At 70.1% G+C, this 12,763-nt stretch carries 12 protein-coding genes; 8 read left to right on the top strand and 4 right to left on the bottom strand.

Going from position 1 to position 12,763, the window contains the following annotated elements; all coding sequences use genetic code 11:
- Positions 1 to 198: 198 nt before the first annotated feature.
- Both OU415_RS27655 and OU415_RS27660 read right to left on the bottom strand, forming a co-directional pair.
- Positions 199 to 957, bottom strand: coding sequence for an IclR family transcriptional regulator (locus tag OU415_RS27655; protein WP_270952229.1), 759 nt, complete (start codon positions 955 to 957; stop codon positions 199 to 201).
- A gap of 58 nt (positions 958 to 1,015) precedes the next feature.
- Positions 1,016 to 2,353, bottom strand: a complete 1,338-nt coding sequence (locus OU415_RS27660; RefSeq protein ID WP_270952230.1) for an MFS transporter — start codon at positions 2,351 to 2,353, stop codon at positions 1,016 to 1,018.
- Between the two features lie 237 nt (positions 2,354 to 2,590).
- On the opposite strand from OU415_RS27660, the gene OU415_RS27665 reads away from it, so the two are divergent.
- The 8 genes from OU415_RS27665 to OU415_RS27700 all read left to right on the top strand — a co-directional run bounded on the left by OU415_RS27665 (position 2,591) and on the right by OU415_RS27700 (position 11,140).
- Positions 2,591 to 3,757: an acyl-CoA dehydrogenase family protein gene (locus tag OU415_RS27665; protein ID WP_270952231.1), complete on the top strand. Its 1,167-nt coding sequence runs from the start codon at positions 2,591 to 2,593 to the stop codon at positions 3,755 to 3,757.
- Positions 3,758 to 3,897: 140 nt separating this feature from the next.
- On the top strand, positions 3,898 to 5,094 hold the full coding sequence (locus OU415_RS27670; protein WP_270952232.1) for a CaiB/BaiF CoA transferase family protein: 1,197 nt from the start codon (positions 3,898 to 3,900) through the stop codon (positions 5,092 to 5,094).
- 81 nt (positions 5,095 to 5,175) lie between these two features.
- Positions 5,176 to 6,066, top strand: coding sequence for an ABC transporter ATP-binding protein (locus OU415_RS27675; protein WP_270952233.1), 891 nt, complete (start codon positions 5,176 to 5,178; stop codon positions 6,064 to 6,066).
- On the top strand, positions 6,063 to 6,800 hold the full coding sequence (locus tag OU415_RS27680; protein WP_270952235.1) for an ABC transporter permease: 738 nt from the start codon (positions 6,063 to 6,065) through the stop codon (positions 6,798 to 6,800). Before OU415_RS27675 ends, OU415_RS27680 begins: the two co-directional genes overlap by 4 nt.
- Positions 6,797 to 7,873, top strand: a complete 1,077-nt coding sequence (locus tag OU415_RS27685; RefSeq protein ID WP_270952236.1) for a sensor histidine kinase — start codon at positions 6,797 to 6,799, stop codon at positions 7,871 to 7,873. The genes OU415_RS27680 and OU415_RS27685 overlap by 4 nt, the downstream gene beginning before the upstream one ends.
- Positions 7,873 to 8,484 carry a response regulator transcription factor gene (locus tag OU415_RS27690; RefSeq protein WP_270952238.1) on the top strand — a complete coding sequence of 204 codons (612 nt, stop codon included), beginning with the start codon at positions 7,873 to 7,875 and terminating at the stop codon, positions 8,482 to 8,484. The genes OU415_RS27685 and OU415_RS27690 overlap by 1 nt, the downstream gene beginning before the upstream one ends.
- A gap of 407 nt (positions 8,485 to 8,891) precedes the next feature.
- Positions 8,892 to 10,442 carry an amidase gene (locus OU415_RS27695; protein ID WP_408641925.1) on the top strand — a complete coding sequence of 517 codons (1,551 nt, stop codon included), beginning with the start codon at positions 8,892 to 8,894 and terminating at the stop codon, positions 10,440 to 10,442.
- A gap of 53 nt (positions 10,443 to 10,495) precedes the next feature.
- Positions 10,496 to 11,140 carry a class I SAM-dependent methyltransferase gene (locus tag OU415_RS27700; RefSeq protein WP_270952240.1) on the top strand — a complete coding sequence of 215 codons (645 nt, stop codon included), beginning with the start codon at positions 10,496 to 10,498 and terminating at the stop codon, positions 11,138 to 11,140.
- On the opposite strand, the gene OU415_RS27705 is transcribed toward OU415_RS27700, so the two are convergent.
- Together OU415_RS27705 and OU415_RS27710 are read right to left on the bottom strand one after the other, a co-directional pair.
- Positions 11,124 to 11,579 carry a PaaI family thioesterase gene (locus OU415_RS27705; protein ID WP_270952242.1) on the bottom strand — a complete coding sequence of 152 codons (456 nt, stop codon included), beginning with the start codon at positions 11,577 to 11,579 and terminating at the stop codon, positions 11,124 to 11,126. The genes OU415_RS27700 and OU415_RS27705 overlap by 17 nt on opposite strands.
- Positions 11,580 to 11,609: 30 nt before the next feature.
- Entirely contained in the window at positions 11,610 to 12,755 is a 1,146-nt protein-coding gene (locus OU415_RS27710; RefSeq protein ID WP_270952243.1) for a M20 family metallopeptidase, read from the bottom strand.
- Positions 12,756 to 12,763 lie beyond the last annotated feature (8 nt).

Raw genomic sequence — 12,763 nt, forward strand, 5'->3', positions numbered from 1 at the left:
GGAAGTTCTCCACAGGGAGCCGGACTTGTCCACAGGTGTCGGCGTGTCGGCACCCGAAGTTCCGTTGAAACCGCAGTTTCAATTGAAACTGCGGATCCACTCGACCCGGCGCGGCACGGGGCTGGGCGACGATCTGTACGCGGCAGCGTCGGCCTGTGGCGGAATTGGGGCGGGGTTCTCGAGCTTCCCGGAACGCCGTCAGATGCGGCCCGCGAGGCGTTCGGAGACCTCGTGGGCGGCGGCCTTCGTCGCCTCGGCGATCTCCGGGATCTTGTCCGCCAGGCGGTTGATGGGGCCCGCCACCGCGATCGCCGCCGTCACCTTGCCCTTGTCGAAGATCGGCGCCCCGACGCCGCTGCGGTCGGGGAGCGTTTCACCGCTGTTGATCGCCACACCGGCCTGCGCGACCTCTTCGAGCTGGCGCCGGATCTTGTCCTGCTGCACCGGATCCGGCAGGTGAGTGGTCAGGTAGCCCTCGCGGAACCGCTCGGTGCCGAAGGCGAGGATGCACTTGCCGGAACTCGTCGGGTGCAGCGGACGGCGGGTCTGCAGCGGGGCGATGAAGCGGATCGGATCGGTGGACTCGATCGTGTCGGTGTAGACGACCGAGTCCCCGACCAGCGTTGCCAGCATGATGGTTTCGTCGAACTGGCGGTGCAGCCGTTCCATCGCCGGGCGGGCGGCCTCGGCGATGGACGGCGGCGCAGCGGCCAGCAGCGAGTTGATCGCCGGGCCGATCCGGTAGGCCCCGCCCTCCTCGCGCAGGTAGCCGGTCGCGACGAGGCCCTTGACCAGGCCGTGCACCGACGAGCGCGGGGCGTCCAGCGCGGTGGCCAGTTCGGCCAGCCGCACCCCGGACCGGTGCGCCGCCGCCAGTTCGAGGATCGTGGTGACCCGCGAGACCGTGCGGTGCGCTTTTGCTGCTCCAGCTTCGGCAGGTGGCACGGTGATCCCCATCGTCGTAGCTGACCACGTTTCGCCGACGAACCTACCGCCGCCGCTGCGCCCGGGGCCGTCAGGCCCGCTCGACGACCGGCTGCTCGGTCACCGCGGCGAGCCGCTTGGCCTGGTCGTACATCGCGCCGATCCCGATGAACAGGGCTCCGGCGACGAACATCAGCGACACCGCCCAGGTGGCGTGCCCCGGCGTCGCCGAGACCAGCGCGAGCGCGGCCAGCGGCGCCAGACCGCCGGAGAACGCACCGCCGACCTCGCGACCGGTGCCCAGGCCGGACGCACGGGTCTCGGTCGGGAACTGCTGGGCGAGGAACGCGCCCTGCGCGCTGAGCATCGCCGGAACCACGATGCCTGTGGCCAGCACGAGTGCCGCCCAGATCAGCACCTTCTGCCCGGAGTCCAGCATCCAGAAGAACGGGAAGGCCAGCGCGGCGGTGGCCACCGCACCTGTGATCACGACGGTCTTGGACCCCACCTTGTCGCAGATCCGGCCCGCGATCGGCACCGTGATGATGGCGGCGGCGCTGGCCAGCGTGATGCCGAAGGAGCCGACGTTGGCCGCCACGTCGCGGAACTGCGTCAGGTAGGACAGCGAGAAGGTCTTGAACACGTAGCTGACGCCGTTGTAGCCGATGGTGATCGCCAGGACCACCGACAGCCCGCGCCAGTCGGAGCGGATCAGCGCGCGCAGCGGCTGGGTCTTCTTCTTGGAGCCGGCCTCCCGAGCGGCCTTCTCGAACTCCGGGGTCTCCGGCATCTGCCTGCGGACCCAGAAACCCAGTCCCACCAAGGCGAAGCTCGCGATGAACGGGATGCGCCAACCCCAGCTGTAGAGGAACTCGTCGCTGAAGCTGGTGAGCACGGTGACCGTCAGCGAGGAGGCGAACAGTCCGATGTTGACGCCCAGCGCGGGCAGCGAGCCCAGGCGTCCGCGCGACTTCTCGTCCGCGTGCTCGTAAGCCACGGCGATCGCGCTGCCCAGCTCGGCCCCGGCGCCCAGTCCTTGCAGCAGGCGCAGGACGACCAGCAGCAGCGGCGCGGCGATGCCCACCGATTCGTAGGTGGGCAGCAGGCCGATCAGGCCGGAGGAGATGCCCATCAGCAGGAAGGTCACCGACAGCACGATCTTGCGGCCGAACTTGTCGCCGAGCACGCCGAAGACGATGCCGCCGAAGGGCCGGGCGAGGAATCCGACGGCGAAGGTCGCCATCGCCCCGAGGGTGGCGGTGGTCGGGTCGCCGCCGGGGAAGAACAGCTTGCCGAAGACCAGTGCGGCCATCGAGGCGTAGAGGTAGAAGTCGAACCACTCCAGGGCGGAGCCGATCACCACGGCGGGACCGACTGCCTTGCGGGAAGGCGGATTTGGAGGTGCCGGGGCAGCACTGTCAAGCGTCATCGCTCAGGTCCTATTCGCCGGAATCATCGCGCGACTGCGCTAGGAGCTCGCACGGGAGCGGAATGGAAGTGTTCGCATATACGAACTGTGTTTCGTAACTGTGAATCTAAGAAGTGAACGGCGTCACTGTCAAGATGTCGCGACGGGTTGACAGAAGTGCCGGCGGAGGATCATCTTGTTCTTATATCTGAGCATTCGTTCGTAAATACGAACATCCGCGTTCGGGAGGACCACGCCATGCACTTCGAGCTGACCGCGGATCAGGCGGACCTGCGGGCAGGAGCGCGCGAGCTCGCCCGCAGCTTCTCCGACGACTACTGGGCCGAGTGCGACGCGGCCGGCCGGTTCCCGTGGGAGTTCTACAACGCCTTCGCCGAAGGCGGCTGGCTGGGCATCGCCATCCCCGAGCAGTACGGCGGCGGCGGGCTGGGAATCCTGGAAGCGGCGCTGCTGCTGGAAGAAGTCGCGGCCTCCGGCGCCGGGATGAACGGCTGCAGCACCATGCACCTGACCATCTTCGGCCTGAACACGATCGTCAAGCACGGCAGCGAACAACTGCGCCAGGAGGTCCTGCCCGCCGCGGCGAACGGATCGCTGCACGTGTGCTTCGGCGTCACCGAACCCGACGCGGGCACCGACACCACGCGGATCTCGACCTTCGCCGAGCGCGTCGACGGCGGCTACCGGGTCAACGGCCGCAAGGTGTGGATCACCAAGGCGGGCGACTCGCAGAAGATGGTGCTCATCGCGCGGACCACCCGGCGCGAGGAGGTCGAGCGGCCCACCGACGGGATGTCGCTGTTCCTGATCGACATCGACCCCGAGCACGTGCACCTGAGCCCGATCCCGAAGCTGGGCCGCAACGCCGTCTCGTCCTACGAGGTGGTCATCGACGACCTGTTCGTGCCGGAGAGCGCCCGGGTCGGCGAGGAGGGCCAAGGCTTCCGGTACCTGCTCGACGGGCTCAACCCGGAGCGGATCCTGCTGGCCCACGAAGCGCTCGGCATCGGTCGCGCCGCCCTGGACCGCGCGGTGCGCTACGCCAAGGAGCGCGTCGTCTTCGACCGGCCGATCGGCCAGAACCAGGGTGTCGCGTTCCCGCTGGCCGAGGCCGCCACGCGGCTCGACGCCGCCGAGCTGATGGCCCGCAACGCGGCCTGGCGGTACGACCAGGGCTTGTCCTGCGGTCGGGAGGCGAACATGGCCAAGTGGCTGTGCGCCGACGCGGGGTTCGCCGCCGCCGACCAGGCGATCCAGACCCACGGCGGCATGGGGTACGCCCGCGAGTACCACGTGGAGCGCTACTTCCGGGAGTCGCGCATCCTGCGCCTCGCCCCGGTCAGCCAGGAGATGGTGCTCAACTACGTCTCCACCCACGTCCTCGGCCTGCCCAAGTCGTACTGACCAGATGCGCAGGTCAGGAACCGTGAGCACTTTGGGGCGCTATAGCAACCCAAAGTACTCACGGGACCTGATCTGCGGAAACGCGTGATCGCTGCTGTGAAGACCACCGGAAGAGCGGTACTGAGCGAACAGGACGGACGATGAACGCACCTGAACCCACCGGCAGCCTGCAGGGCATCCGGGTTCTCGACCTGTCGCGGATCCTGGCCGGTCCGCTGTGCTCGCAGATGCTGGCCGACCACGGCGCCGAGGTGATCAAGGTCGAGCCGCCGGCCGGCGACGACACCCGCCGCTGGGGGCCGCCGTTCGTCACCGGGACGATGAGCGCCTACCACACCGGGGTCAACCGCAACAAGAACAACATCTGCCTGGATCTGACCACAGTGGACGGACAGCGGCTGCTGGGCGAGCTGCTGTCCGATGTGGACGTCGTGGTGGAGAACTTCAAAGCGGGCACGCTGGCCAAGTGGGGCTACTCCGACGAGGTCATCGCCGAGCGCTTCCCGCGGCTGGTGCACTGCCGCATCACCGGTTTCGGCACCGACGGACCGATGGGATCAACGCCGGGCTACGACGCGATCCTGCAGGCCTACGGCGGTCTGATGAGCGTCAACGGCGAGAAGTCCGGCCCGATGCTGCGGGTGGGAGTGCCCATCGTCGACATGGTGACCGGCATCTACGCCTTCTCCGGCGTGCTGCTCGCGCTGCACGACCGGCACGCCACCGGACGCGGGCAGCTGGTCGACTGCACGCTGCTGGACACGGCGGTGTCGCTGCTGCACCCGCACTCCGCGTCCTGGCTGGCCTCGGGGAAGATCCCGCAGCGCACCGGCTCGGCGCACCCGTCCATCGCCCCCTACGACACCTTCGACGCCGCGGACGGGGAGATCTTCATCAGCGGCGGCAACGACCGCCAGTTCCGCAGCATCGTCGAGGTCCTCGGGCTGCCGGAGCTCGCCGACGACCCCCGGTTCACCACCAACGCCGACCGGGTCCACAACATGGCCGTGCTGCGGGACGCCCTCGCCGCACCGATCAGCACCCGAACCCGCGCGGACCTCGCCGAGTCGCTGCTGGAGCGCGGCGTGCCGGCGACGCCGGTGCACGACGTCGGCGAAGCGCTCACCGACCCGCAGGTCCTGCACCGCGAGATGGTGGTGGAGCAGGACGGTTACCGGGGCACCGGAATCCCGATCAAGCTCGGCCGGACACCGGGCAACGTCCGCACGGCACCTCGCGAGCAGGGCGCCGACACCAGGCGAATCCTGACCGGCCTCGGCTACACCGACGAGGAGATCACGGCCCTCATCGACGCCGACATCGCCCGGACGAGCTGAGCCGGGATGACAAATGTCAGCCGCGGTGGATGGTTTCGCCTCACTACCGGCTGACGTCCCCGGCGACGAGCCTCTTCATGCATGGGATCTGTGCTTGAAGTGCGCGGGGTGCGGCACCGCTACGGTGCGACCCCGGCGTTGGACGGGGTGGACCTCGCCGTCGGAGCGGGGGAGTGCGTGGCGCTGCTCGGGCCGAACGGCGCGGGCAAGACGACCCTCGTCGAACTCGTCGTCGGATTGCTGCACGCGCAACGGGGAACAGTCCGGATCGGCGGTGGTGATCCGCGGAAACCCCTGGTGCGCAAGCAGTTGGGCGTGGTGCAGCAGTCGATCGGGTTCCCGAGCGCGCTGAAGGTCGGCGAGCTGGTCGCCGGGGCTGCGGTGCGGGGCGGGTTCCCGCGCTCCGCAGCCGCTCCGGTGCTCGCCGAGCTCGGGCTGACCGACCTGGTGCGGCGGCGTGCCGCCAAGCTCTCCGGCGGGCAGCAGCAGCGGGTCCAGCTGGCGATGGCGCTGGTGACCGAGCCTGCGCTGCTGGTGCTCGACGAACCCACCAACGGCCTCGACGTCGCTGCTCGGCGGCGGTTCTGGCAGGTGCTGGCCGATCGCCGCGCCCGCGGGGCCGGGGTGCTGGTGACCACGCACCTGATCGAGGAGGCCGCCGCGGTCGCCGACCGGGTGGTCGTGCTGAACCGCGGTCGGGTGCTGGCCGCCGACAGCCCGGACGCGCTGACCGCCCGGCTGTCCGACCGCACCGTGATCGCGCGAACCGCGCTGGACAGCGCCGAGCTGGGCCGGATGCCCGGTGTCGTGTCGGTCGCGGGCGACGGCGACCTGGTCCGGCTGCGCACCCGCGAACCGGAAGCCCTGCTGCGCCACCTCCTAGGCGCTGACCCGACGTTGTCGGACCTGCGCGTCGAAGGCGCCGGGTTGGAAGAGGCCCTGATCGGGCTGACCGAGGAGGTCGCCGCGTGAACACCAGGATCCTCGCCGCGGAGATCGCCGACGAGCTGCGCGGCATCCTCCGCGAACCGTCCGCGCTGTTCTTCTCCATCGTGATGCCCGTGGTCTTCTTCGCGCTGTTCGCGTTCCTCTACGGCGGTGCGCCATCCGGTGCGGTGCCGACGGGTACGGCGATGCTGGCCACTTTCGGCACGTTCGCCGTCCTGGCGGTGGTGCTGACCAACCCGGGCATCGGCGTCGCATCGGACCGGGAACGCGGCTGGCTGCGTGCCAAGCAGGTCTCCTCGGTGCCGATCGGCGTGACGCTGACCGCCAAGGTGGTGGCCGCGCTGCCCTACGCGATCGGTGTGCTGGCGGCGATCACCGCGACCTCCGCGCTGCTCGGGACGCTGCAGGCATCACCTGCCGCGCTCGCCCGGCTCTGGGCCGTCCTGGTGCTGGGGACGCTGCCGTTCGCCCTGCTGGGATTGGCGATCGGGTTCCAGGCGGGGGCCAACGCCACCGCCGCGATCCTCAACGCGCTGCTGTTCCCGATGGCTGTGCTGTCCGGGCTGTGGGTGCCGCTGGCCGCGCTGCCCGAGATCTTCGACCAGATCGCGCTGTTCCTGCCGACCTACCACCTGGCTCGGCTGGCGATGGCGCAGCTGGACGGCAGCGCTGCCGCCGGGCACGCGTTGGTGCTGGTCGGCATGACCGCGGTGGCCGGGATGCTGGCCGCGGTGTCGTATCGTCGTGCTCGATCATGAGGACTTCCGGACTGCTGTCCCGCTGGGGACACCTGATCTACCTGGCGAACCTGCTGTGGCTTCCGGTGTTCTCGCCGACCGCGACCTGGGTCGACTGGACGCTGGTCGCGGTCGTGGTCGTCCTCTTCCTCCCGATGTACGCGGTGGCCTGGCAGCGACCGGACCGGGCCCGCTGGACCTCGACCGTGCCGACGGTGCTGCTCGGCGCCCTCGTGACGCCGTTCAACTCCGGTGCGGCGGTGCTGTTCGTCTACGCCGCCGCCATCGCCGGGTTCACCGAGTCGCGCCGCGCCGCGCTGCGGTGGTTCATCGGGATGACGGCCCTGCTCAGCGCGTGCTCGGTGTACTCGACGGTGCCGCTGCCCTGGCGGATGTACGGCATGCTGCCGTCGCTGATCCTGCTGTGGCTGATCGGCTCGTTCCAGATCGAGTGGGCGGAGCGGGAGCGCGCGCAGGCGGACCTGCGCCTGCGGAACGCGCGGGTCGAGCACCTGGCGACCCTCGCGGAGCGGCAGCGCATCGCCCGCGACCTGCACGACCTGCTGGGGCAGAGCCTGACGGCGATCACCATGCGCGCGCAGCTGGTGAACGGGCTCATCGACGTGGACGGCGAGCGGGCGCGCGGGGAAGCTGCCGAGATCGAGCGCACTTCGCGGGCTGCGCTCACCGAGATCCGCGCGGTGGTGAGCGGTTGGCGGCAGGCCACGCTGGAAGGTGAGCTGGAGTCCGCGCGCAACACCCTGGCCAGCACGGGGGTCGAGGTGACCGTGCAGTGGGATGCGGAGGTGAGCATCGTGGACTCCACCGAGCACGAACTCGCGCTCGCGCTGCGCGAAGCTACCACCAACGTCGCCCGGCACGCTTCGGCGCGCACCTGCCACATCGGGCTGGAGGTCGTTCAAGGCGAGTTGCGGCTGGTCGTCGCCGATGACGGAGTGGGCGGGAAAGCGCCGGACGGCAACGGTTTGAGCGGGATGCGCGAGAGGATCAGCGCGTTGGGCGGAGAGGTCCGGCGCACCGGCGCGGCAGGTACCACCGTGACCATCGCGGTGCCGGTGGAGGTGGCGGCGTAGTGGGCGAGCGGATCAGGGTCGTGCTGGCCGAGGACCAGACGATGGTGCTCAGCGCTTTCGCCGCGCTGCTGGACCTGCAACCCGACGTCGAGGTCGTGGCCACGGCGGGGGACGGAGCCGAAGCGCTCGCGGCGGTCGACCAGCACCGGCCGGACGTCCTGCTGACCGACATCGAGATGCCGGAGCGCAGCGGCATCGACGTCGCGGCGGAACTCCGGCGGCGCGGTGATCCGGTGCGGGTCCTGATCGTCACCACCTTCGCCCGCAGCGGATACCTGCGGCGCGCCATGGAGATCGGGGTGGCCGGCTACGTCCTGAAGGACGCCCCGATCGCCGAGCTGGTCACGGCGTTGCGCCGCGTGCACGCGGGGGAGCGGGTGGTGGCGCCGGAACTCGCGGTGGCGGCCTGGGGCCGGCCGGACCCGCTGACCGACCGGGAGCGCGAGATCCTGCGCGAAGTGGTCACCGGTGCGAGCAACGCCGACATCGCCGACCGCCTGCACCTCGCCGAAGGAACGGTCCGCAACTACCTCTCCACGGCGATGGCGAAACTAGCGGCCCGCAACCGGATCGAAGCGGCCAACACGGCCCGCGACCAGGGCTGGCTCTGACGACTCGTGAACGCAGGTGGTCGCAACAACCACCATCCCCACTCACGCCCCATCACCCTGCCAAGCCCCCTCCCACGGTGTCCCATGACGTCCCGACGCAAATTCAATGGAAATCGGACCTCCGATTTCCATTGAACTTGCGGAAGTTCTCCACACCGACGACGACCTGTCCACAGGTCTCGGCATGTCGTGGACCGACACACCGACCACGTGTCGGCCTGCGTCGAGCCAGATGCGTGGAGGTCGGCCGTGCGGAAGGCTTACCCGTTCGGGTTCCGTGTCGGGTGCAGTTTCAATTGAAACTGTGAAATCCACGCAGGGGGAAGCACAGTTTCGATTGAAACTGTGGATCAGCGGGGGTCGAAATTCGCTTGCACGGGTGATCTCTTCGTAGTCTGATGAGCCCCATGCGCAGGACTGGCGCGCTCGCGCTGATCATCGCTCTCACCGCAGGGACGTTCATGGGTGCAAATGACGTGCGGGAGGCCGAGGCGGCCCCGGCGCTCGGGATCGACCTCGACACCATCACCATTCCGCAGTTGCAGGAGCGGATGGCCGACGGCTCGCTGACGTCGAGCGCGTTGACCAGCGCGTACCTGCACCGGATCCGCACTGTCGACCCGAAGATCAACTCGGTGCTGCGCACGAACCCGGAGGCACCGGCGCAGGCGGCGGCCAGCGATGTCCGGCACCGGACCGGTCGGGTGCTCGGCCCGCTGGACGGAATCCCGGTGCTGCTCAAGGACAACGTGAACACCCGCGACATGCCGACCACCGCCGGCTCGCTGGCGCTGGCCGGTGCGCCACCGGACACCGACGCGACGCTGGTGACCCGGCTGCGCGACGCCGGCGCGGTGATCCTCGGCAAGACGAACCTCTCCGAGTGGGCCAACTTCCGAGCCGCCGCACCGACTTCCGGCTGGTCCGCCGTCGGCGGGCAGACCCGCAACCCGTACGTCCTCGACCGCAACCCCTGCGGTTCGTCGGCTGGTTCCGGCGCGGCGCTGGCCGCCTCGTTGGCGCAGGTGGCGATCGGCACCGAGACCGACGGTTCGATCGTGTGCCCGGCCGGGATGAACGGCGTCGTCGGGCACAAGCCGAGCCTGGGCCTGGTCAGCCGCGCCGGGGTGGTGCCGATCTCGTCGGAGCAGGACACCGCCGGTCCCATGGCGCGCAACGTCATCGACGCCGCCCTGACCCTGGCCGTGCTGCAGGGGCCGGATCCGGCCGACCCGGCCACTTTCGCCGCCCCGCAGGTGACTGCGCAGGTCGGTGACCTGGCGGGCAAGCGCATCGGGCTGTGGCGGCTGCCGGAGCTCGGCCCGGAGGTCGACGCGGTGATGACCCGCGCGGCGGAGAAGTTCCGCGCGGCGGGCGCGGAGGTGGTCGAGGTGACCCCGCCCTACCAGGACCGGCTCGACGAGCTCGAATTCCCCGCGCTGCTCAGCGAATTCCACCGCGACATCGACGCCTACCTGGCGACTCGGGAAGGCCCGCAGGACCTCGCCGAGCTCATCGAGTTCAACCGCAGGCACCCGGAGGAGCAGACCTGCTTCGCCGGTCAGGAGCTCTTCGAGCAGGCCCTCACCGCGCCGCCGACCACCGATCCGCAGTACCAGGCGATGCGCGCGGAGCTGACGGACCTGGCCAAGCGCTCGATCGACGAGACCCTGGCCGAGCACCGATTGGACGCGATCGCCTCGCCGACCAACCCACCCGCCTGGATCACGGACTGCGCGCGCGGAGACGACGACGTCATCCCGTCCTCGACCCCGGCCGCGGTGGCGGGATACCCGTCGACCTCGGTACCGGCGGGATCCGTCGGCGAGCTCCCGGTGGGCCTGCTGCTGATGGCCGGTGACCAGCAGGACTCCGCCCTGCTGTCCCTCGCGGCAGCGGTCGAGCGGGAGTTGGCGGCCTGGCGCCCGCCGAAGTTCCTCCCCACGCAGGACCGCTGACCGGATTTCCCGCTGTGCGACTGGAACGGGACCTTCGCCGGTAACGTCGGGGCATGGGAGTCGATGGGGACCGCGCCCAGCGGTGGCGCGCTTACTGGGACCGATCCGCGAGCGGCTACGACAAGATGATGGGCCGCTTCGAGCGGTTCATGGCGCCGGGCAGCCGGAAGTGGGTGTGCTCCCGCGCGGAGGGCGAGGTCCTGGAGGTCGCCATCGGCACCGGCCTCAACATCCCCGCCTACCGCAGCGACGTCCGGCTGACCGGCATCGAGTGGAGCCCGCAGATGCTGGACCTCGCGCGGCAGCGCGCGCGGGACCTGGACGTGCCGGTCGACCTGCGCGAAGGGGATGCGCAGGACCTGCCGTTCCCGGACGCCACCTTCGACACCGTGGTGTGCACCTTCGGCCTGTGCGCGATCCCCGACGAGGAGCAGGCGATCACCGAGATGGCGAGGGTCCTGCGGCCGGGCGGGAAGCTCCTGCTGCTCGATCACGTGGAGAGCACGTCGTGGCCGGCGCGCCTCGTGCAGCGAGCAGCGGACCTGGTCGCTGTTCCGCTCGGCGGCGAGCACTTCCGCCGCCGCCCGCTGCCGCTGGTCCGCGCCGCCGGCCTGGAGCTGGAGGAAACAGACCGCTTCAAGCTCGGCATCGTCGAACGACTGTCAGCCCGGAAACCGGCCGTCAGCTCCCGGGAGTGAGGATCAGGCACGTGGTGGTGGCGTGGGCGATGAGCTTGCCCCTCTCGTCGAGGACCTTCCCCTCCGCTGTGGCTGTGCTGCGCCCGCCGTGGATGACGGTGCCTTCGGCGGTGAGCGTGCTGCCGTCGGTCTTCGCGGCTCGGATGTAGTTCACCTTGAGCTCCAAGGTGGTGTAGCTGACCCCGGCGGGCAGCGTGGTGTGCACCGCGCAGGACATCGCCGAGTCGAGCATGGTCGCCGCGATGCCGCCGTGGACGGTGCCCAGCGGGTTGGCGAAGTCCGGGCGCGTGTCCAGGGACAGGACGATGCGGCCGTGCTCGACCTCGTCGAACCGGATGCCGAGGAGCCGGCCGATGGACGGGATGTCGGTGGGCCGTTCGGCCTGCACCCAGCGCATCAGTTCGAGGCCGGACAGGGCGGCGAGTTCTGCGGGCAACACGGGGATCTCCTCGCTGCTGGGCGGTTCCGGTCAGAAGTTGCGGAGGCTGCTGATCAGGGATGCGAGCGTGGCGATCTGGCCGGGGCACTCGCTCGGGATCACGTGCTCGTCGCGGGCGTGGGGGCCGGAGCCGACCGCGCCGAGGCCGTCGAGGACCGGTTTGTCCAGCGCTGACACGAAGTTCGCGTCGCTCACGCCACCGACCGATGTGCCCTCCAGCACCCGGCCGTGCTCCTGCGCCGCCGCCTGGGCGTGCGCGAACAGCTTCTCCGAGAGCGGGTTCGGGTTCATCGGCGGGCGGTTCCACTCGCCGGTGAGCTCCACCCGGATGCGGTCGTCGGCCACCGCCAGCTCGCGGAAACCGGCGTCGATGCGGGCCATCTCGGCCGGGTCCTGGATGCGGATGTCGATCTCGCAGGTCGCCCGGCCGGCCACCACGTTGCGACCGGTGCCGCCGTTGATCAGCCCGACGTTGATCGTGGTGCCGCGCTCCGGATCCGCCAGCCCGGTGATCGCTGGGATCAGCTCCGCGATGGCGTGGATGGCGCTGGCGCCCGCCGTCGGGTCGAGGCCGGCGTGCGACTCGACACCGTGCACCGCCAGGTCGAACAGCCCCATGCCCTTGCGGCGGATCTTGGCCATCCCCTCGCGGCTCGCCTCCAGCACGAGCGTCGCGGTCACCTCGGTGCACGCCCGCTCGATGTGCTCGCGCGACGCGAGGCTGCCGATCTCCTCGTCACCGGTGAGCAGGAACCGCACCGACGGGTGCGGGACGTCCAGCTCGCGCAGCAGGCGCAGCGCCCACACGCCGTGCACGATGCCCGCCTTCATGTCCAGGCAGCCGGGCGCGGTGACGCGGTCGCCGTCGACGGTGAAGGGCCAGTCCGCGAGCGTGCCGATCGGCCACACCGTGTCGTAGTGGCACAGCAGCAGGACTGTTCCGTCGGCGGTGCCGGGGTAGGTGACGTCGAGGACGTCGCCGCGGTCGCCGCCGTCGTGGCGCTGCCGGGCGGTCGGTTCACCGAGGCGTTCGGTGAGCCACTGCTCGATGTCGGCGAGCCCGGCGTCCAGGGCCTGCTTGTCGCTGCTGGGGGTTTCGTGCTCCACCAGCCGCCGCAGGTCGGCGAGCACCTCCGGAAGCTCCTGCTCGGCCCGCGCCACCAGCTTCGTCGTCACAACTCACC

This window comes from Saccharopolyspora oryzae, assembly GCF_027853915.1.
Taxonomy (GTDB): domain Bacteria; phylum Actinomycetota; class Actinomycetes; order Mycobacteriales; family Pseudonocardiaceae; genus Saccharopolyspora; species Saccharopolyspora oryzae.

Excerpts from the sequence above, each read along its gene's own strand:
- OU415_RS27695 (WP_408641925.1), top strand. The coding sequence starts at position 8,892 with ATGCGCAGGACTGGCGCGCTCGCGCTGATCATCGCTCTCACCGCAGGG.
- OU415_RS27660 (WP_270952230.1), bottom strand. The coding sequence starts at position 2,353 with ATGACGCTTGACAGTGCTGCCCCGGCACCTCCAAATCCGCCTTCCCGC.
- OU415_RS27665 (WP_270952231.1), top strand. The coding sequence starts at position 2,591 with ATGCACTTCGAGCTGACCGCGGATCAGGCGGACCTGCGGGCAGGAGCG.
- OU415_RS27670 (WP_270952232.1), top strand. The coding sequence starts at position 3,898 with ATGAACGCACCTGAACCCACCGGCAGCCTGCAGGGCATCCGGGTTCTC.
- OU415_RS27675 (WP_270952233.1), top strand. The coding sequence starts at position 5,176 with ATGGGATCTGTGCTTGAAGTGCGCGGGGTGCGGCACCGCTACGGTGCG.
- OU415_RS27700 (WP_270952240.1), top strand. The coding sequence starts at position 10,496 with ATGGGAGTCGATGGGGACCGCGCCCAGCGGTGGCGCGCTTACTGGGAC.
- OU415_RS27655 (WP_270952229.1), bottom strand. The coding sequence starts at position 957 with ATGGGGATCACCGTGCCACCTGCCGAAGCTGGAGCAGCAAAAGCGCAC.
- OU415_RS27685 (WP_270952236.1), top strand. The coding sequence starts at position 6,797 with ATGAGGACTTCCGGACTGCTGTCCCGCTGGGGACACCTGATCTACCTG.